Genomic DNA, 19,263 nt, shown 5'->3' with positions numbered 1-19,263 from the left:
GCATGGTTCGACGCATCTTCTGGATGGCGGTCGGCGCCGGCGCCACCGTCTGGGCCATGAACAAGGCCAACGAGGCGGTGCACCGGCTCACCCCGGACAGCCTCTCCGGCACCGCCGCACGCGGTGCGCTGCACCTGGGCGACGCGGCCAAGCGGTTCGCGCAGGACGTGAAGGCCGGCATGGCCGAGCGCGAGGAGCAGCTGCGCGAGGACCTCGGACTGGACGGCACCGCCGTCGTCGAGCCCCGGCGCCGCAGTGGTGTCCTGCGCGGCGAGCCGCAGTACCGAGCTATCTCGGCGGCGCCCGGCAGCCCGGCCGCCGCCCTGCCTCCGTCCAGCAGTGCCCGCGCATCGTCCGACGGTGCCCGCACCACCCCAGCCATCGAAAAGACGCCCCGCCGCGCACTGCCGCAGCCGGGCGGTACCCCGAACCGGAAGGACCACTAATGGAGTCGGCAGAGATCCGCCGCCGCTGGCTGCGCTTCTTCGAGGAGCGCGGCCACACCGTCGTTCCGTCGGCGTCCCTGGTCGCCGACGACCCCACCCTGCTGCTGGTCAACGCCGGCATGGTGCCCTTCAAGCCCTACTTCCTGGGCGAGGTCAAGCCGCAGTTCTCGCGCGCCACCAGCGTGCAGAAGTGTGTGCGCACCCTGGACATCGAGGAGGTCGGGAAGACCACCCGGCACGGCTCCTTCTTCCAGATGTGCGGCAACTTCTCCTTCGGCGACTACTTCAAGGAAGGCGCCATCAAGTTCGCCTGGGAGCTGCTCACCGGCTCCGTCGCGGACGGCGGCTACGGCCTGGAGAAGGAGAAGCTCTGGATCACCGTCTACCAGGACGACGACGAGGCCGAGCAGATCTGGCGTGACGTCATCGGCGTGCCCTCCGAGCGCATCCAGCGCCTGGGCATGAAGGACAACTTCTGGTCGATGGGCGTCCCCGGCCCGTGCGGCCCGTGCTCGGAGATCAACTACGACCGCGGCCCCGCCTACGGCGAGGAGGGCGGCCCGGCGGTCAACGGCGAGCGCTACCTGGAGATCTGGAACCTGGTCTTCATGCAGTACGAGCGCGGCCACGGTGACGGCAAGGACGGTTTCGAGATCCTCGGCGACCTGCCGAGCAAGAACATCGACACCGGCCTCGGCCTGGAGCGCCTCGCCGCCATCCTGCAGGGCGTCGACAACCTCTTCGAGATCGACACCAGCCGGATGATCCTGGACCGGGCGGCCGAGCTGACCGGCCACACCTACGGCGCCGACCACCGGTCGGACGTCTCGCTGCGCGTGGTCACCGACCACATCCGCACCGCCCTGATGCTGATCGGTGACGGCGTCACCCCCGGCAACGAGGGCCGCGGCTACGTGCTGCGCCGCATCCTGCGCCGCGCCATCCGCAACATGCGCCTGCTGGGCGCCACCGGCGTGGTGGCCAAGGACCTGACGGACGTCGCGATCAAGGCGATGGCCCCGCAGTACCCGGAGCTGGAGAGCGACCGCAAGCGCATCGAGACGGTCGTCACCGGCGAGGAGACGGCCTTCCTGCAGACCCTGAAGGCCGGCACCAGCCTGCTGGACACCGCGGTCACCGAGACCAAGCAGGCCGGCGGCGCGGTGCTCACCGGCGAGCAGGCGTTCAAGCTGCACGACACCTACGGCTTCCCGATCGACCTCACCCTGGAGATGGCCGAGGAGCAGGGCCTCCAGGTGGACGAGGCCGGGTTCCGCCGGCTGATGCAGGAGCAGCGGGACCGCGCCAAGGCGGACGCCAGGGCCAAGAAGATGGGCCACGCCGACGTCGCCGCGTACCGCGAGGTCGCCGACAGGTCCGGCGCCAGCGCGTTCACCGGCTACACCCTCACCGAGGGCGAGGCCACCGTGGTCGGCCTGCTGGTGGACGGCGTCCCGGCGCCGGCCGCCACCGAGGGTGACGAGGTCGAGATCATCCTCGACCGCACCCCGTTCTACGCCGAGGGCGGCGGCCAGCTCGCCGACCACGGCCGGATCCGGCTGGAGTCCGGCGCGGTCGTGGAGATCCGCGACGTGCAGCAGCCGGTGCCCGGTGTGATCGTGCACTCCGGCGGGGTGCTGTTCGGCGAGGTCGTGCTCGGCGCCTCGGCGTACGCCACCATCGACATCGACCGCCGCCGGGCGATCGCCCGCGCCCACTCGGCCACCCACCTGACCCACCAGGCGCTGCGTGACGCGCTCGGCCCGACGGCCGCCCAGGCCGGCTCCGAGAACGCCCCCGGCCGCTTCCGCTTCGACTTCGGCTCGCCCGCCGCCGTGCCCGGCAGCGTGCTGGTCGACGTCGAGCAGAAGATCAACGACGTGCTGACCCGCGAGCTGGACGTCACCGCCGAGGTCATGACGATGGACCAGGCCCGCAAGGCCGGCGCCATCGCCATGTTCGGCGAGAAGTACGGCGACGAGGTCCGGGTCGTCACCATCGGCGACTTCTCCAAGGAGCTGTGCGGTGGCACCCACGTCGGCAACACCGCCCAGCTGGGCCTGGTGAAGCTGCTCGGCGAGTCCTCGATCGGCTCCGGCGTGCGCCGCGTCGAGGCGCTGGTCGGCGTGGACGCGTACAAGTTCCTGGCCCGCGAGCACACCGTGGTCTCCCAGCTGACCGAGCTGGTCAAGGGCCGCCCGGAGGAGCTGCCGGAGAAGATCTCGGGCATGCTCGCCAAGCTCAAGGACGCCGAGAAGGAGATCGAGCGCTTCCGCGCCGAGAAGGTGCTGGCGGCCGCCGCCGGTCTCGCCGACTCGGCCGAGGACGTGCAGGGCGTCTCCGTGGTCGCCGCCCGGGTCGCCGACGGCGTCGGTGCGGACGAGCTGCGCAAGCTGGTCCTGGACGTGCGCGGCCGGCTCGGCTCGCGCCCGGCCGTGGTCGCCGCGTTCACCGTGGCCAACGACCGCCCGCTGACCGTGATCGCCACCAACGAGGACGCCCGCGGGCGCGGCATCAAGGCCGGCGAGCTGGTCCGGGTCGCCGCCAAGACGCTCGGCGGCGGCGGTGGCGGCAAGGACGACGTCGCCCAGGGCGGCGGCACCGACGCGGCCGCGGTCGGCGAGGCCATCGCCGCGGTGCGCGGCCTGGTCGCGGAGCGCGCCTCCTGATGTTCGACCAGGAACAGGAACGGCCCTTCCGGCGGGGGCGGCGGATCGCCGTCGACGTCGGTGACGCCCGGATCGGGGTCGCGTCCTGCGACCCCGACGGGGTGCTCGCCACCCCGGTGGAGACCGTCCCCGCCGGGGTCAAGTCCCAGGCCCGGATCGCCGCCATCGTCGAGGAGTACGACGCGGTGGAGGTGATCGTCGGCCTTCCGCGCTCGCTCAGCGGCAAGGAGGGGCCGGCGGCGGAGAAGGTCCGCGCGTACGCGGTGCGGCTGGCGAACCGGCTCTACCCGGTGCCGGTCCGGCTGGTCGACGAGCGGATGTCCACCGTCACCGCGACCCACGGCCTGCGTGCCTCCGGGGTCAAGGCCAAGAAGGGCCGCTCGGTGGTCGACCAGGCCGCCGCGGTGGTGATCCTGCAGACCGCCCTTGAGTCCGAACGGGTGAGCGGTCGGCCGCCTGGTGAGAGCGTCGAGCCGGTCGGCTGACCGGTCTGTTCTAACGTCCCGGTGAGGGGCCCGTGCGGACGCGTCCGCACGGGCCCCTTGCTCCGTTCCGGGACCGCAGAGGGGGCGCAGTGACCGACCAGGACTTCACGCCCGGGCTCACCCCCGGCCACCTCGGTGCGCCGGTGATGGAGCCCGAGGGCCGCCCGCCCGGCGCGCGCCGTCCGCGCTCCGATGCACCCGATCCGCACCGTCGGCGCAACGGACTGGCCTGCGGGTTGACCGCGCTCGCCCTGATCGTGGTCTTCGGCGGGGCCGGACTGACCGGGTACACCTGGCTGCAGGGCCAGCAGCGGCCGCCGGCCGCCGCCGACTACGTGGGCGCCGGCAGCGGCGAGGTGCAGGTCTCGGTGCCCGAGGGCGCGGGCCTGACCCAGATCGCCTCCGCGCTGGTGCGCAACGGGGTGGTGGCCAGTTCGCTCGCGTTCACCCGGGCGGCGAAGGGCAGTGCGGCCGCGGCCGGACGGATCCAGCCCGGCACCTACACGCTGCGGCAGAAGATGTCGGCGGCCTCGGCGCTCGCCGTGCTGGTCGACCCGGCCAACGCCAACGGCCTGACCATCCCCGAGGGCTGGCGCGGCAACCAGATCTACACGGCGATCGACAAGAAGCTCGAACTGCCCGAGGGCACCACCCAGCGCACCGCGCAGGAGCAGGCCGCCGAGCTGGGCCTGCCGGACTTCGCCAAGGGCAGCCCGGAGGGCTACCTCTTCCCCGCGACCTACAGCGTCACCAACGACACCACCGCGGCCGACCTGCTGAAGCAGATGGTCGAGCGGGCCGGCAAGGAGTTCGCCCGGGACGACGCGGAGGTCGTCGCGCAGAACCTCGGGCAGAGCGTGTACGGGCTGGTGACCATCGCGAGCATGGTCCAGGGCGAGGCGGACAACACCGAGGACATGGCCAAGGTGGCCCGGGTGATCTACAACCGGCTGGCGAAGAACATGCCGCTGCAGCTGGACTCGACCATCAACTACGCGCTCGGCCGTTCGACGCTGAACACCACGGTCGGCGAGACCAAGCTGGACTCCCCGTACAACACCTACCTGCACACCGGGCTGCCGCCGACGCCGATCGGCAACCCGGGGCGGCAGGCGATCATGGCGGCGGTCGACCCGGCGCAGGGCGACTGGCTGTACTTCGTCACCGTGAAGCCGGGGGACACCCGGTTCACCGACAGCTTCGACGTGCAGCAGCGCAACGTGGCGGAGTTCAACGCCGTCCGGGCGGCGGCGTCGGCGAGCGCCGCGGCGGCGTCCTCCCCGGCGGCTTCGTCCGGCGCCCCGGCCGGCGCCCCGGCCGGTGCCCCGAGCGGTGCCCCGACGGGCGGGTCACCGGCTCCGGCCGGGCACTGAGACGGCGTCCGCCCTGCCGGGGGCCGGTCTGCGGTACGGTAACGTCTCCCTCCAGGCGATGCAGTAGCACGCCGGTTCGAGAACAATCCGGGACGCCGTCCCGGACGGCCGGTCCGATCCGCCGGCCGTCTCCGTCGGTATAAGGGGATCAATGACCGATCTGGGTGGGGGCTACGGCCCCCAGGGCTCCGAGCCGTGGCACCCCGGCGATCCGGGGTACGGCGGTCAGCAGCCCGTCCCCGGCCAGCAGGACGGCCAGTGGCAGCAGCATCCCCAGCAGGGCCAGTATCCCCAGCCGGGTCAGCAGCCTTACGGGCAGCAGATGCAGCAGCAGTACGGCGGCCAGCAGGGCTACCCCCAGCAGGGCTACCCCGACGGCGCCCAGGGTCAGCAGCAGTACGGACAGCCGGTGCCGCCGCAGGGTCAGCAGCAGTACGGCGGTCAGCAGGGGTACCAGCAGCAGGGGCAGGGCCACCCCGGCCAGCAGGGCTACCAGGGCGAGCAGCAGGGCTACCCCCAGCAGGGGCAGCCGCAGCAGGGCTACCCGGGGGAGCAGGGCTTCCCCGGCCAGCAGCAGAACTTCCAGGGGTACCCGCAGCAGGGGCAGCCGCAGCAGGGCTTCCCGCCGCAGGCCGGTCAGCAGCAGGGGCAGCCGATGCCCGGCCAGCCGATGCCGGGCCAGCAGCAGGGCCAGGCGATGCCGGGCCAGCAGCACCCCGGCCAGCAGATGCCCGGTCAGCAGCTTCCTCCGCAGCAGCCCGGCCGACCGCAGGCCGCCGCGCAGTCCCCGGCCCAGCGCCGGCCGCAGGCCGCGCAGCCGGCCGGCGTCGGCCCCGACGGCATCGACTGGGAGGCCGAGGCCGCCGCGCTGGAGGCCGGCGGCCACCGGGTCGAGGCGGAGCCCGAGCCGGCCGAGGAGGAGTGGGACGGCCACCACGACGACTACGTCGAGGGCGGCGAGGACGACGGCGGTTTCCTCGGCGAGGAGGACAACTCCCGCGAGGGCAAGAAGAAGCGCAAGGAGAAGGGCAAGAAGTCCGGTCGGCGCAACGGCGGCGCCTGCCTGCTGGTCGCGCTGGTCCTGATGGGCGGCGTCGCGGCGGGCGGCTGGTGGGGCTACGGCTTCTACAAGGACCACTTCGGCCCGCCGCCGGACTTCCAGGGCGAGGGCACCGGCAGCGTGCAGGTCGAGATCAAGAAGGGCTCGACCGGTGGCCAGATGGGCATGACCCTGAAGGCGGCCGGCGTGGTCAAGAGCGTCGAGGCGTACACAAAGGCCTGTGACAAAGAGCCCAAGTGCCTGAGCATCCAGTACGGCTTCTACACGCTGAAGAAGGAGATGTCGGCGTCGGCCGCCCTCCAGGCTCTGGTCGAACAGGCCGGTGGCGCCGCGCTGGTGCTGCCGGAGGGCCTGACCGCCGCCGCCACCTACGTCAAGGTCGACGACAAGCTGAAGCTGCCGAAGGGCACCACGGAGAGCACGGCCAAGGCCCAGATCGCCAACCTCGGACTGCCGGCGTACGCGAACGGCAACCTGGAGGGCTTCCTCTGGCCGACCCGTTACAACATCGCCGACGGGATGAAGCCCGAGGACCTGCTCAAGCAGATGGTCAAGAAGGCCACCGAGCGCTACGCGAGCCTTGACGGCGAGGCGTCCAAGGCCGGTCTGAAGAACGGCTACGAGGTGGTCATCGAGGCCAGCATCCTTCAGGCCGAGGGCAACAACCGGGCGGACTTCGCCAAGATGGCCCGGACCATCCAGAACCGTCTCGTCGACGACACCGAAGTCCACCGCACGCTCGGCATGGACACCACGCTGCAGTACTCGCTGGGCCGCAAGGAACTCACCCAGAAGGACATGGACGACGCGAGCAACAAGTTCAACACCAACCGGAACCCGGGCCTCCCGCCGACGCCGATCTCCAACCCCGGCGACGACGCGATCAAGGCGGTGCTGAGCCCGGCGGACGGCAAGTGGCTGTACTTCATTGCGATGTCCCCGGAGACGACCCTGTTCTCCAACACGTACAAGGAGCACCTGGCCAACGTCGAGGCCTACTGCGCGGCGGCCGGCCAGAAGATGGACAAGGCGCGTGGCCACTGCACCACCAAGTAGCCGCCACCACACCGCCGTTCACGGAGAAGCAGCGTTGACCAGCAAACACCGGGCCGCCGTCCTCGGCTCGCCGATCGCCCACTCGCTCTCGCCGGACCTGCACCGGGCCGCCTTCGCGGCGCTCGGTCTGGACGGCTGGCGCTACGACCGCTTCGAGGTGGACGAGGCCGCTCTGCCCGGCTTCCTCGCCGGGCTGGACGAGGCGGAGTGGGCGGGGCTGTCGCTCACCATGCCGCTCAAGCGGGCGGTCATCCCGCTGCTGGACGAGGTGAGCGCGACCGCGCGCTCGGTGGACGCGGTGAACACCGTGCTGTTCACCGCGGACGGGCGCCGGGTCGGGGACAACACCGACATCCCCGGGCTGGTGAACGCGCTGCGCGAGCGCGGCATCACCGAGGTGCCGGCCGCGGCCGTGCTCGGCGCCGGGGCGACCGCCTCCTCGGCGCTGGCCGCGCTCGCCCAGATCTGCACCGGCGAGGTGACGGTCTACGTGCGCGGCCCGGAGCGGGCCAGGGAGATGGCCGAGCTGGGCGAGCGGCTGGGCGTCGCCGTCCGGACCGCCGACTGGGAGCGCGGCGCCGAGGCGCTGGCGCACCCGCTGACCGTCTCCACCACCCCGGCGGGGTCCACCGACGGCTTCGCGCGGGAGCTGACGGCCGAGCCGGGCGCGCTGTTCGACGTGCTGTACCACCCGTGGCCGACCGCCCTCGCCGCCGCCTGCGCGAAGCACGGCGCGACCGTCCTGGGCGGCCTGGACCTGCTGGTCCACCAGGCGGTCCTGCAGAGCGAGCGCTTCACCGGCCGTACGCCGGGCCCGCTGGCCGCCGTCCGCGCGGCGGGCGAGGCCGCCCTGGCCGGGCGGTAGCGCGGGGACGGCGGCCGCCACCCGCGGGGGAGGAGTCCGCCACCCGACCGGTGGCCGTCCGCCAACCGGACTCCGCGCCCGGGGGTGCTCCGGGCATGAAAGGATTCAGGGGAGAAGGCACGCCCGGGCGGGCCGCGGCAGGGGCCGTGGCCGGTCCGCTGACGAAGGAGCTCCGTTGGGTACGTTGCGCTGGCTGACGGCGGGGGAGTCGCACGGCCCCGCACTCGTCGCGACGCTGGAGGGCCTGCCCGCCGGCGTGCCGGTCACCACCGCGGTGGTGGCCGACGCACTCGCGCGCCGCCGGCTCGGCTACGGCCGCGGCGCCCGGATGAAGTTCGAGCAGGACGAGGTCACCTTCCTCGGCGGGGTCCGGCACGGCGAGACCATGGGCAGCCCGGTGGCGATCATGGTCGGCAACACCGAGTGGCCGAAGTGGGAGCAGGTCATGTCGGCCGACCCGATCGACCCGGAGGTGCTGGCCGGCCTGGCCCGCAACGAGGCGCTGACCCGCCCGCGCCCCGGCCACGCCGACCTCGCCGGCATGCAGAAGTACTCGATCGACGAGGCCCGCCCGATCCTGGAGCGCGCCAGCGCCCGTGAGACGGCCGCCCGGGTCGCGCTCGGCGCCGTCGCCCGCGCGTTCCTCAAGGAGACCTGCGGCATCGAGATCGTCAGCCACGTGGTCGAGCTGGCCGCCGCCAAGGCCCCGGCCGGCGTGCTGCCGCTGCCCTCCGACGAGGCGAAGCTGGACGCCGACCCGGTGCGCTGCCTGGACCAGGACGCCTCGAAGGCGATGGTCGCCGAGATCGACCAGGCCCACAAGGACGGCGACACCCTCGGCGGCGTGGTCGAGGTGCTGGCGTACAACGTCCCGGTCGGCCTCGGCTCGCACGTGCACTGGGACCGCCGCCTGGACGCGCGGCTGGCCGCCGCGCTGATGGGCATCCAGGCGATCAAGGGCGTCGAGGTCGGCGACGGCTTCGAGCTGGCCCGCGTCCCCGGCTCGCAGGCGCACGACGAGATCGTGCCGACCGCCGAGGGCATCAAGCGCACCTCCGGCCGCTCGGGCGGCACCGAGGGCGGCCTCTCCACCGGTGAGCTGCTGCGGGTCCGCGCGGCGATGAAGCCGATCGCCACCGTCCCGCGCGCCCTGCAGACCCTGGACGTGCGCACCGGCGAGCCGGCCAAGGCCCACCACCAGCGCTCCGACGTCTGCGCCGTGCCGGCCGCCGGCATCGTCGCCGAGGCGATGGTCGCGCTGGTGCTGGCCGACGCGGTGAGCGAGAAGTTCGGCGGCGACCACGTCACCGAGACCCGCCGCAACGTCCAGGGCTACCTGGACAACCTGATCGTCCGGTGACCGCACCCCTGGTGGTGCTGGTCGGCCCGCCCGGCAGTGGCAAGTCCACCGTCGGGCGGGCCCTCGCCGAGCGCCTCGGCGTCGGCTTCCGGGACACCGACGCCGACATCGAGCAGCTGGCCGGCAAGCCCATCCCGGAGATCTTCATCGACGAGGGCGAGCCGCACTTCCGCGCCCTGGAGACGGCGGCCGTGCGCACCGCCGCCGAATCCCACGGCGGCGTGCTGGCGCTCGGCGGCGGCGCGGTGCTGGCCGAGGAGACCCGCGCGCTGCTGCGCGACCTGCCGGTGGCCTTCCTGGAGGTCCCGCTGGCCGACGCGGTCAAGCGGGTCGGCCTGGACGCCCCCCGCCCGCTGCTGGCCGTCAACCCCCGGGCCCGCTGGCGCGAGCTGATGGAGGCCCGCCGCCCCCTCTACCTGGAGGTGGCCACCGCCGTCGTCGACACCGCCGGCCGCACGCCCGAACAGGTCGCGGACGCCGTACTGGAAGCACTGGAGCTGAAGACCCCCCATGACTGACACCGTCAGGATTCACGTCGGCGGCAGCGCCGGCCACGACCCGTACGACGTGCTGATCGGGCACCAGCTGCTCGGCGAGCTGGCGCCGCTGATCGGCACCCGGGCGCGGCGGGTGGCGATCATCCACCCGGAGGCGCTGGAGGCCACCGCGGACGCGATCCGCGAGGACCTGCTCGGCGAGGGCTACGAGGCGATCGTCCTCCAGGTGCCCAACGCCGAGGAGGCGAAGAACGCCGAGGTCGCCGCGTACTGCTGGTCGGTGCTCGGGCAGACCGGGTTCACCCGCAGCGACGTGATCGTCGGGCTCGGCGGTGGCGCCACCACCGACCTGGCCGGCTTCGTCGCCGCGACCTGGCTGCGCGGGGTGCGCTGGGTCTCCATGCCCACCACGCTGCTCGGCATGGTCGACGCGGCGGTCGGCGGCAAGACCGGCATCAACATCGCCGAGGGCAAGAACATGGTCGGCGCCTTCCACCCGCCGGTGGGCGTGCTGGCCGACCTCGACACCCTGGAGACGGTCCCGAAGCACGACTACGTCTCCGGGCTCGCCGAGGTCATCAAGTGCGGCTTCATCGCCGACCCGGCGATCCTCGACCTGGTCGAGTCCGACCCGGAGGGCGCGAAGACCCCGTCCGGGCCGCACACCGTCGAGCTGATCCGGCGGGCCATCCAGGTCAAGGCCGACGTGGTCTCCGGGGACCTCAAGGAGTCCGGCCTGCGGGAGATCCTCAACTACGGCCACACCCTCGGCCACGCCATCGAGCGCAACGAGCGCTACAAGTGGCGGCACGGCGCCGCGATCTCCATCGGCATGGTGTTCGCCGCCGAACTCGGCCGGCTGGCCGGGCGGCTGGACGACGAGACCGCCGACCGCCACCGCGCCGTGCTGGGCTCGGTCGGCCTGCCGCTGACCTACCGCGCGGACGCCTGGCCGAAGCTGCTGGACGCCATGAAGATCGACAAGAAGTCGCGCGGCGACCTGATCCGCTTCATCGTCCTGGACGGCCTGGGCAAGACCTCCGTCCTGGAGGGCCCCGACCCGTCGCTGCTGGTGGCCGCCTACGCGGAGGTCTCCGCGTGACCAGGGTGATGGTGCTCAACGGCCCCAACCTCGGCCGGCTCGGCAGCCGCGAGCCGGACGTCTACGGCGCCACCTCGTACGCCGGACTGGTCGAGCGCTGCACCGCGCTCGGCCGCGAGTTCGGCTTCGAGGTCGAGGTGCACGAGACCAACTCCGAGCAGCGGATGGTGGAGTGGCTGCACGAGGCGGCCGACGGCGGGGTGCCCGTGGTGATCAACCCGGGTGCCTTCACCCACTACTCGTACGCGATGCGCGACGCCGCCGCCCAGCGGACCGCCCCGCTGATCGAGGTGCACATCTCCAACCCGTACGCCCGGGAGACCTTCCGGCACACCTCGGTCATCGCCGCGGTCGCCTCGGGCACCATCGCCGGCTTCGGCCTCGGTTCGTACGAACTGGCCCTGCGCGCCCTCGCCGAGCAGCTCACCACGCGCTGACCGGCTGGTGACTCCCCGGTGACTCCCCGGTGATCCGGGGCTGAGGCCTGGTCAGCGGCCTGGTGGCGGCTCGGCGTCGGCCCGGCGGCGGACTGTGCCCGCCGCCGGGCCGCCGTGTAGTGTCCCCGCTGAAAGATGTCGGGAGGTGACCGTGACGCAGTACTCCGGGGGTGGAGAGCTCCCCCCACGTCCCGTCGCTCCGCCGGCCCCGGCGTACCCCGGTACCGCCACCGCCGCGCCGCAGCCCGGGTACGGCGGTCACCCGCCGGCGCCGCCCTCGGTGGTGCCTCCCGTCGCGGTGCCGCCCGCTGCCGTGCCTCCGGGTGCCGTGCCGCCGGTCCCGCCGCCGCCGGGGCCGCCCGTCGGCGTTCCGGTGCCCGCCGCCGCCCGGCCGGCGCCGAGCGCGCCGGTACCCGCGGGGTCGACCGGGCACTTCCTGCTGCCCTCCGGGGCACCCGTGCAGCTCCCGTCCCACCCGCCGCAGCAGCACATGCCGGCCGGCCCGCTGGCCGTCCTGCTGATCGGCCCGGCCGGTGCCGGGAAGACCACCGTCGCCCGGCACTGGGCCGAGCGCCGACCCACCCCGACCGCGCACATCAGCCTGGACGACGTCCGCGAGTGGGTGCAGTCCGGCTTCGCCAACCCGCAGTCCGGCTGGAACAACGCCTCCGAGGCCCAGTACCGGCTGGCCCGTCGGACCTGCGGCTTCGCCTGCCGCAACTACCTCGCCAACGGCATCTCCTGCATCATCGACGACGCCGTCTTCCCCGACCGCCCGGCGATCGGCCTCGGCGGCTGGAAGCGGCACATCGGCCCCGGGATGATCCCCGTGGTGCTGCTGCCCAGCCTGGACTCGGTGCTCAGCCGCAACGCCCGGCGCAGCGGCAACCGCCGCCTCAGCGACGAGGAGGTGGCCCGGATCCACGGGCGGATGGCGGGCTGGTACAACTCGGGGCTGCCGATCATCGACAACTCCCACCTGGACGTCGCCGCCACCGCCGCCGAGCTGGACCGGGTGATCCTGGCCCGGCTGATGGGGATCCCGGTCCGCTGACCTCCGGCCGATGCCCGGCGGGCCCGCTGACCAGGCCGGAGTGTCGGTGCCGGCTGCGATGATGGACACGTCCTGTCGAACCAGCGGGGGGAGCCGACGCCCGTGCCGGAAGGCCACATCATCCACCGTCTCGCCGCCGAGAACCGCACGGCCTTCGGCGGCCGCCCGGTCCGCGTGTCCAGCCCGCAGGGCCGGTTCGCGGACGGCGCCGCCCTGATCGACGGCCAGGTGCTGGCCGAGGCCGAGGCGACCGGCAAACACCTCTTCCTCGGGTTCGAGGAAGGCGCCTGGGTGCACATCCATCTCGGCCTCTACGGCGGCTTCACCTTCGCCGAGGGTCCCGCGCCCGAGCCGGTGGGGCTGGTCCGGCTCCGCCTGGAGAACGACGAGGGCTACGCCGACCTGCGCGGCCCCAACACCTGCGAGCTGATCACCGGGGCCGAGAAGGACGCCGTCGCCGCCCGCCTCGGGCCCGACCCGCTGCGCGCGGACGCCGATCCGGAGCCCGCCTGGCGGCGGATATCCGGCAGCCGGACGACGGTCGCCGCCCTGCTGATGGACCAGAAGGTGCTGGCCGGCGTCGGCAACGTCTACCGCGCCGAGGTGCTGTTCCGGCTGGGCATCAGCCCGCACCGGGCCGGGCGCGACCTCCGCCGTGCCGAGTGGGACGCCATCTGGGCGGACCTGGTCGACCTGATGCGCGAGGGCGTCGGCGCCGGCCGGATCGACACCGTCCGGCCGGAGCACACCCCCGAGGCGATGGGCCGGCCTCCGCGGGTCGACGACCACGGCGGCGAGGTCTACGTCTACCGCCGGGCCGCCATGCCCTGCCTGGTCTGCGGCACCGACGTCCGGACGGAGGCGCACGCCGCGCGCAACCTGTTCTGGTGCCCGGGCTGCCAGCGGGTCTGACCGGCCTCGGGTGACCGCGGGCGGCGCGCGCTCCGTGGGGGCCGCGCTCAGTGCGGTGCGCGCTGCCCGGCGCCGCGGGCCACCGTCCACGCGGCCGCGGCGCCGGCCAGGCAGAGCGGTGTGTAGAGGGCCAGGTTGAGCCGGTAGAAGGCCGAGTCGGTCGCGGCGCCGATCCCGGCCGCCCAGACCAGCCCCGCCAGTCCGCGCGCGAGCAGTCCGCCGGCCACCGCGCGCGGACCCCAGTGCAGGGCGAGGGCCGGCAGCCGGCGGGCGGTGGCGGGCAGCAGCCCGCCGCGGGCCGCCACCAGCGCGGCGCCCGAGAACAGCAGCCCGGCGAGCGGCAGCACCACCCGCGGGGTGAACGGCACGTCGGCGTTGAGCACCACCTGCGACAGCGTCGCGGTGTCCGGCGCCGGCCAGGTGCGGCCGGTGGCCCAGTAGACGTGCAGCAGCCCGTCGGCGGCGAGCACGGTGGCGATGGCGAGTGCGGCGGTACGGCGGCGGTTCATGACGGCCCCTCGGGTGTCCCGGCAGTGTGTCGCCCCACAGGAGCCGCCCCGGCGGGCGGACGTTCCTGTGGCGAGCGTCACAGCGGAAAGCGGCGGGGGCGAGGGAACGTCCGGCCGCCGCGGCGCCTCTGATCGGACGTGGATGGTCCCGACACCCCGACGGAAACCGCCGTGCTGGTCCGTGCCGCCCAGCGCGGCGACCAGCTGGCCGTCAGCGAGCTGCTGGAGCTGGTCACGCCGTACGTGCGCCGGCTCTGCGGCCCGATCGCGCTGGACGACGGGCCGGACGCGACCCAGGAGGCGCTGATCGCGGTGTTCCGCCGGCTGCGCCAGCTCAAGGACCCGGCGGCGCTGTTCGGCTGGGTCCGCTCGATCGCCGTCCGCGAGGCCGTCCGGCACGTGCGGCGGGTCGCCCGCTGCGTCCCCGCCGACCTCTCCGAGCTGCCCCGCCCCGGCGATCCGCAGCTCGCCACCGACATCGAGGACGTCCTCGCCCGGCTCACCCCCGAGCACCGCGCCGTCCTGGTGCTGCGTGACATCGAGGGCCTGGACGAGCGGGCCACCGCCGAGCTGCTGGGCGTGGCGACCGGCACCGTGAAGTCCCGGCTGTCCCGGGCCCGACTCAGCTTCCGAAGGGCGTGGCAGCAGTGACCGAGCGCATTCCCTGGCCGGTGGCCGGCTTCGACCCGGTCCGCCGCCTGCACGTCATCGCCGCCGCCACCCCGGGCGGCGCCGTCCACGAGGCGGTGATCGACGCCCCGTTCGACCAGGTCTGGGCGGTGGCCGCGGACCTGGAGGGCCGGCTGCCGCGCTGGCTGCCCGACATCCGCTCGGTCCGCCTCGGGGAGGGCCCGGCGGAGGGCCGCCGACAGGCCCTGGTGGTCGGCCACTCCCGCCTGCGCGCCCGCTTCGACGTCGAGCTGACGCCGGGCTGGTGCCTGATGCGCAGCCGTTTCCTGCTGGGCGGCCTGGCCGCCAGGCCCGAGTCGGACGGCACCCGCTTCGCCTTCCTCGGCGCCTTCCGGCTGCCCGGCGCGGGCCCGCTCGGCCGCGCCCTGCGGCCCGTCACCGAGCCGCTCGCCGACCGTTCGCTGCACCGCTTCGAACGCCTGGTCCGGGAGGGCTGAGGCCGCGCCCCGCGGGTGCGCCAGACCGGGCCCGGGGGCGGTCAGCCCGTGGCGGCGGCCGGTCCGGGGCGCCCGGTGGCGGGCTCGTGGTGCTCGGCGGCGGCGCACTCGTCGAGCAGGGGGCGCATGGTGTCGTCCACGAGCCGGTAGCGCACCACGCGTCCGTCCTTGTCGCCGGTGACGGCGCCGGCCGTGCGCAGCAGCCGCAGCGCCTGGGAGACGGCCGGATCGCGCATACCGGTGGCCACGGCCAGGTCGCTGACGGCGAGCGGCCCGGCCCGGTGCAGGGCGAGCAGCAGCGCGAGCCGCCCGGGGTCGGCGAGCAGCGAGAACCGCTCGGCCCAGGAGCGGACGTGCGCGGTGTCGCCGATCGCGGCGATGGCCTCGCAGACCCGGTGCCCGTCGATGGTGCGCTGGCCCGCGCGGTCGGCCGGTACGAGATGCATGGGCCCATTCTTGCAGCCGCCCCGCGCGGCCGGCGGGCTGTGATCCTGGACACCTGCGCAGGTGCGCAGCCTTGCAAGGGTGCTGTTCCGGCCCCTACGGTGTTGCCCGCCGTGGTGTTCGGGAAGACCGGTGACGGACCTTCAGGGGTCCCCAGTCCGGAGCGGCCCTCGCCACTGTGATCGGGGGGAGTCGTCCGTAGCCACGACGCCACTGGGTGCCTCGCGCGCCTGGGAAGGCGGGTACGGACGCCCCGTAAGCCAGGAGACCGGCCACGGCATCTCACGAACGTCATTCCACGAGGTGCTGGAGCGTGATCCCACGATGACCCTGCCCGAAACCGCCGCTGTGCCGGCGACACCCGCGGTGCTGCCGTCCTTCCGCTGGAGGCGGGAGGACACGATCCGCACGGCAGGGCTCATGGGGGTGATCCTGGCCATGCACGTGGTGGCCTTCGGGACGCTCGTCTTCCTGGTCGCCCCGCAGGAGTACGAGGTCGGTACCCAGGTCTTCGGGGTGGGCCTGGGCGTCACCGCCTACACGCTCGGCATGCGGCACGCCTTCGACGCGGACCACATCGCGGTGATCGACAACACCACCCGCAAGCTGATGGCGGACGGCAAGCGGCCGGTCTCGGTGGGTTTCTGGTTCGCCCTCGGGCACTCCTCGATGGTGGTCCTGATGGCCGCCCTGGTGGCGGGCGGCGCCCAGCTGGCCAACACGCTGATGGACGACGAGTCCGCCACCCACAAGTGGCTCGGCGTGGTCGGCACCACCGCCTCCGGGGCCTTCCTCTACCTGATCGGCGCGCTCAACCTGGTCGCCCTGCTGGGCATCCTGAAGGTGTTCCGGTCGATGCGGGCCGGGCGGTTCGACGAGGCGGAGCTGGAGGAGCACCTCAACGCGCGCGGCTTCCTGGCCCGGCTGCTGAACCGGGCCACCCGTTCGATCACCCGGCCCGGCCAGATGTTCCCGGTGGGCATGGTGCTCGGCCTCGGCTTCGACACCGCGACCGAGGTGACGCTGATGGTGATGGCCGGCTCCGGCGCGGCGGCGGGCCTGCCCTGGTACGCCATCGTCTGCCTGCCGCTGCTGTTCGCGGCGGGGATGAGCCTGTTCGACACGCTGGACGGGACGTTCATGAACTTCGCCTACCAGTGGGCGTTCTCCAACCCGGTGCGCAAGGTGTTCTACAACCTGACCATCACCGGGCTGTCGATCGCGGTGGCCTTCGTCATCGGCACCATCGAACTGGTGGGGGTGCTGCACGAGAAGCTGGACCTGACCGACCCGGTCAGCGGGTGGATCGCCGAGCTGTCGCTGGACAACGTCGGCTACGTGCTCGTCGGCCTCTTCGTGGTGGTCTGGGGCGCGGCGATCGCCTACTGGCGGCTGGCCAGGGTCGAACAGCGCTGGACCCCGGCGGCGGGGGAGGGCGCGGTCCTGGCCCAGGCTTCGACCCCGGCTTCGACCCAGGCTTCGGCTCCGGCGGAGGGCTGAGGCCGTCGGCGCCGCCGCCCGCCCGGACCGCGAACCCGGGCGGGGCCCGGGGCCGGGGGCGGCGGCTGCCCGGTCGGGTCTGCTCGGCGGGCGGATCGGGGTGGGGCTCCGTAGGCTCGACGCATGGCTGATGCGTACGCGGGCCGGCGGGAGCGGCTGAGGGAGCACTGCAGTGCGTCCGGGGCCGATGCGGCGCTGATCACCCGGCCGGCGAACGTCCGGTACCTGACCGGCTGCCCGCCGTGCGGGGCGAGCGTGCTGCTCACCCGGGAGCGGGTGGTGCTGGCACTGCCGGACGACCTGCCGCCGGACGACACCGGGGACCGCGCGATCGGTGAGGACATCACCCAGCTGCCGGTGGCCGCCGGGGCGGACACCGTGCTGGCCGCGGCCGCCGCGGCCGTCCGGCTGCGGGTGGCGGACCTCGCCGTGGAGGAGCACGACCTGACCGTCAGCCGGCACCGCGCGGTGGCCGGACTGGCCGAGGGCGTCCGGCTGGCGGACCTCGCGCAGGTCGTCGAACGGCTGCGGGTGGTCAAGGACGAACACGAGATCGCCGACCTGCGGATCGCGGCCGAGATCGCCGACCAGGCGCTCGGCGAGCTGCTGGAGTCGATCCTCGTCGGCCGCACCGAGCGGCACCTGGCGATGGAGCTGGAGCGCCGGATGATCGACCACGGCGCCGACCGGGCGGCCTTCCCGGTGTCCGTCGGCACCGGCAGCCACTCCGGGCAGCAGGCCCACCAGCCCACCGACCGCCGGGTCGAGGAGGGCGACTTCCTCACCGTCGTGCTCGGTGCCCAGTACCGCGGCTACGGCGTCTCCACCGCCCGGACCTTCGTGATCGGGGCCGCGCCCGCGCCCTGGCAGGTGGAGCTGCACCGGCTGGTGTTCCGGGCCCAGCGGGCCGCGCGGGAGGCGCTCGGTCCGGGTGTGGAGCAGTACGTACCCGACCAGGCCGCCCGGGAGATCCTCCAGGCCGCGGGGCACACCGAGACCTCTCCCCACCCGGTCGGCCACGGCATCGGGCTGGAGATCCGGGAGGCGCCGCGACTGGGGCCCTCGGACATGGGTAAACTGGACAGCCGCGTGCCGGTCACCGTCGGTCCTGGGGTCCACCTCCCGGGGAAGGGCGGTGTCCGGATCGAGGACACGCTCGTGGTGCGCCCCCTCGAAGAGGGCGGGCCCGAGCTGCTCACCATCACCACCAAGGAGCTCCTCGCCCTGTGACCCGCGGCCGTCGAGCGGCTGCTGCGGGAGGCAGGACGCAACCCTTGGTTCCTTGACAGCTATATCCAGGAGTTAGTGCGCCCGTGGCTTCCACGAACGATCTCAAGAACGGCATGGTCCTCAAGCTGGAGGGCGGCAAGCTCTGGTCCGTCGTCGAGTTCCAGCACGTCAAGCCCGGCAAGGGCCCGGCCTTCGTGCGCACGAAGCTCAAGGAGGTCCTGACGGGCAAGGTCGTCGACAAGACCTTCAACGCCGGCACCAAGGTCGAGACCGCCAATGTCGACAAGCGCGGCATGCAGTTCTCGTACAAGGACGGCGAGAACTTCGTGTTCATGGACACGGACACGTACGACCAGACCACGATCGAGCCCGCCGTCGTCGGCGACGCCGCGAAGTACCTGCTCGAGGGCTTCGAGGCCGTCGTCGCCATGTACGAGGGTGCGCCGCTGTACATCGAGCTCCCGGCCTCGGTCGAGCTGACCATCTCGCACACCGAGCCGGGCGTCCAGGGCGACCGCTCCACCGGCGGCTCCAAGCCGGCCACCCTGGAGACCGGCGCCGAGATCGCCGTCCCGCTCTTCATCGTCACCGGCGAGAAGATCAAGGTCGACACCCGCGACGGCAGCTACCTCGGCCGGGTGAAGTAAGTCCGTGTCGGCCGCACGTAGCAAGGCCCGCACGCGGGCCTTCCAGATTCTCTTCGAGGCCGACCACCGCGGGGTCGACCCGCAGCAGGTCCTCGCCGACTGGGTGGCCCGCGCCCGGGACCCCAAGCCCGACGAGGGCACCCCCCAGGTCGGCGAGTACACGATGGAGCTGATCGAGGGTTACGTTCAGCACGCCCGCCGGATCGACGACCTGATCTCGCAGTACGCGGTGGGCTGGACGCTCGACCGGATGCCGATCGTGGACCGCAACGTCCTGCGGCTCGGCGCGTACGAGCTGATCTGGGAGGACGGCGTCCCGGACGCGGTCGTCCTGGACGAGGCCGTCGAGATCGCCAAGGAGTTCTCCACGGACGACTCCCCGGCCTTCGTCAACGGCCTGCTCGCCCGCTTCCTGGAGCTGAAGCCGAGCATTCGGCGGTAGTGGGACACACATCGAACGGCGGCCGCCGGACCGGAAACGGTCCGGCGG

At 73.3% G+C, this 19,263-nt stretch carries 20 protein-coding genes and 1 riboswitch; of the genes, 18 read left to right on the top strand and 2 right to left on the bottom strand.

Features of this window, described 5'->3' with window-relative positions:
* Window positions 1-2: 2 nt before the first annotated feature.
* From ACFVVX_RS30770 to ACFVVX_RS30715, 12 genes are all read left to right on the top strand, one after another.
* A complete protein-coding gene (locus ACFVVX_RS30770) occupies window positions 3-446 on the top strand; it encodes a DUF6167 family protein (RefSeq protein WP_387950370.1) in 444 nt (147 codons plus the stop codon).
* Window positions 446-3,115 (top strand): alanine--tRNA ligase, encoded by a 2,670-nt coding sequence (gene alaS, locus ACFVVX_RS30765; protein WP_387950368.1) that lies wholly within the window; start codon window positions 446-448, stop codon window positions 3,113-3,115. Before ACFVVX_RS30770 ends, alaS begins: the two co-directional genes overlap by 1 nt.
* Window positions 3,115-3,600 carry a Holliday junction resolvase RuvX gene (ruvX, locus tag ACFVVX_RS30760; RefSeq protein WP_387950366.1) on the top strand — a complete coding sequence of 162 codons (486 nt, stop codon included), beginning with the start codon at window positions 3,115-3,117 and terminating at the stop codon, window positions 3,598-3,600. Before alaS ends, ruvX begins: the two co-directional genes overlap by 1 nt.
* Window positions 3,601-3,689: 89 nt before the next feature.
* Window positions 3,690-4,973 (top strand): endolytic transglycosylase MltG, encoded by a 1,284-nt coding sequence (gene mltG, locus ACFVVX_RS30755; RefSeq protein ID WP_387950364.1) that lies wholly within the window; start codon window positions 3,690-3,692, stop codon window positions 4,971-4,973.
* Window positions 4,974-5,124: 151 nt separating this feature from the next.
* Entirely contained in the window at window positions 5,125-7,089 is a 1,965-nt protein-coding gene (gene mltG / locus ACFVVX_RS30750; protein ID WP_387950362.1) for an endolytic transglycosylase MltG, read from the top strand.
* Window positions 7,090-7,123: 34 nt separating this feature from the next.
* A complete protein-coding gene (locus tag ACFVVX_RS30745; protein ID WP_387950360.1) occupies window positions 7,124-7,954 on the top strand; it encodes a shikimate dehydrogenase in 831 nt (276 codons plus the stop codon).
* A 175-nt stretch (window positions 7,955-8,129) separates the two neighbouring features.
* The gene (aroC, locus tag ACFVVX_RS30740) at window positions 8,130-9,314 is read left to right on the top strand and encodes a chorismate synthase (RefSeq protein ID WP_387950358.1); all 1,185 of its coding nucleotides are present in this window, start codon (window positions 8,130-8,132) and stop codon (window positions 9,312-9,314) included.
* Window positions 9,311-9,832: a shikimate kinase gene (locus ACFVVX_RS30735; protein ID WP_387950356.1), complete on the top strand. Its 522-nt coding sequence runs from the start codon at window positions 9,311-9,313 to the stop codon at window positions 9,830-9,832. The genes aroC and ACFVVX_RS30735 overlap by 4 nt, the downstream gene beginning before the upstream one ends.
* Window positions 9,825-10,913, top strand: a complete 1,089-nt coding sequence (gene aroB / locus ACFVVX_RS30730; protein ID WP_387950354.1) for a 3-dehydroquinate synthase — start codon at window positions 9,825-9,827, stop codon at window positions 10,911-10,913. Before ACFVVX_RS30735 ends, aroB begins: the two co-directional genes overlap by 8 nt.
* An 8-nt stretch (window positions 10,914-10,921) precedes the next feature.
* Window positions 10,922-11,350, top strand: coding sequence for a type II 3-dehydroquinate dehydratase (aroQ, locus tag ACFVVX_RS30725; protein WP_387950484.1), 429 nt, complete (start codon window positions 10,922-10,924; stop codon window positions 11,348-11,350).
* Window positions 11,351-11,501: 151 nt separating this feature from the next.
* Window positions 11,502-12,404, top strand: coding sequence for an AAA family ATPase (locus tag ACFVVX_RS30720; protein ID WP_387950482.1), 903 nt, complete (start codon window positions 11,502-11,504; stop codon window positions 12,402-12,404).
* Window positions 12,405-12,506: 102 nt separating this feature from the next.
* A complete protein-coding gene (locus ACFVVX_RS30715; protein ID WP_387950353.1) occupies window positions 12,507-13,316 on the top strand; it encodes an Fpg/Nei family DNA glycosylase in 810 nt (269 codons plus the stop codon).
* A gap of 47 nt (window positions 13,317-13,363) precedes the next feature.
* Here the strand turns inward: ACFVVX_RS30715 and ACFVVX_RS30710 are convergent, their stop codons facing one another.
* Entirely contained in the window at window positions 13,364-13,825 is a 462-nt protein-coding gene (locus tag ACFVVX_RS30710) for a DUF3995 domain-containing protein (RefSeq protein WP_387950351.1), read from the bottom strand.
* A gap of 171 nt (window positions 13,826-13,996) precedes the next feature.
* On the opposite strand from ACFVVX_RS30710, the gene ACFVVX_RS30705 reads away from it, so the two are divergent.
* Together ACFVVX_RS30705 and ACFVVX_RS30700 are read left to right on the top strand one after the other, a co-directional pair.
* Window positions 13,997-14,476, top strand: coding sequence for an RNA polymerase sigma factor (locus ACFVVX_RS30705; RefSeq protein WP_387950349.1), 480 nt, complete (start codon window positions 13,997-13,999; stop codon window positions 14,474-14,476).
* Window positions 14,473-14,952, top strand: a complete 480-nt coding sequence (locus tag ACFVVX_RS30700; protein WP_387950347.1) for an SRPBCC family protein — start codon at window positions 14,473-14,475, stop codon at window positions 14,950-14,952. Before ACFVVX_RS30705 ends, ACFVVX_RS30700 begins: the two co-directional genes overlap by 4 nt.
* A 41-nt stretch (window positions 14,953-14,993) precedes the next feature.
* Here the strand turns inward: ACFVVX_RS30700 and ACFVVX_RS30695 are convergent, their stop codons facing one another.
* On the bottom strand, window positions 14,994-15,398 hold the full coding sequence (locus ACFVVX_RS30695; protein WP_387950346.1) for an ArsR/SmtB family transcription factor: 405 nt from the start codon (window positions 15,396-15,398) through the stop codon (window positions 14,994-14,996).
* A 95-nt stretch (window positions 15,399-15,493) separates the two neighbouring features.
* Window positions 15,494-15,688, top strand: a riboswitch (cobalamin riboswitch).
* Window positions 15,689-15,720: 32 nt separating this feature from the next.
* Here ACFVVX_RS30695 and ACFVVX_RS30690 point away from each other — a divergent pair.
* The 4 genes from ACFVVX_RS30690 (at window position 15,721) to nusB (ending at window position 19,215) form a co-directional block, all read left to right on the top strand.
* Complete coding sequence (locus ACFVVX_RS30690) at window positions 15,721-16,896, top strand: HoxN/HupN/NixA family nickel/cobalt transporter (RefSeq protein WP_387950345.1); 1,176 nt, start codon at window positions 15,721-15,723, stop codon at window positions 16,894-16,896.
* Window positions 16,897-17,019: 123 nt separating this feature from the next.
* Complete coding sequence (locus ACFVVX_RS30685; RefSeq protein ID WP_387950343.1) at window positions 17,020-18,126, top strand: M24 family metallopeptidase; 1,107 nt, start codon at window positions 17,020-17,022, stop codon at window positions 18,124-18,126.
* An 83-nt stretch (window positions 18,127-18,209) separates the two neighbouring features.
* Window positions 18,210-18,773 carry an elongation factor P gene (efp, locus tag ACFVVX_RS30680; protein WP_387950341.1) on the top strand — a complete coding sequence of 188 codons (564 nt, stop codon included), beginning with the start codon at window positions 18,210-18,212 and terminating at the stop codon, window positions 18,771-18,773.
* 4 nt (window positions 18,774-18,777) lie between these two features.
* A complete protein-coding gene (nusB, locus tag ACFVVX_RS30675) occupies window positions 18,778-19,215 on the top strand; it encodes a transcription antitermination factor NusB (protein ID WP_350521226.1) in 438 nt (145 codons plus the stop codon).
* Window positions 19,216-19,263: the final 48 nt, after the last annotated feature.

Source organism: Kitasatospora sp. NPDC058170, from assembly GCF_042883905.1.
Lineage (GTDB): Bacteria > Actinomycetota > Actinomycetes > Streptomycetales > Streptomycetaceae > Kitasatospora.
The sequence above is the reverse complement of the archived record's forward strand: the minus strand, read 5'-3'. Positions and strand labels throughout refer to the sequence as shown.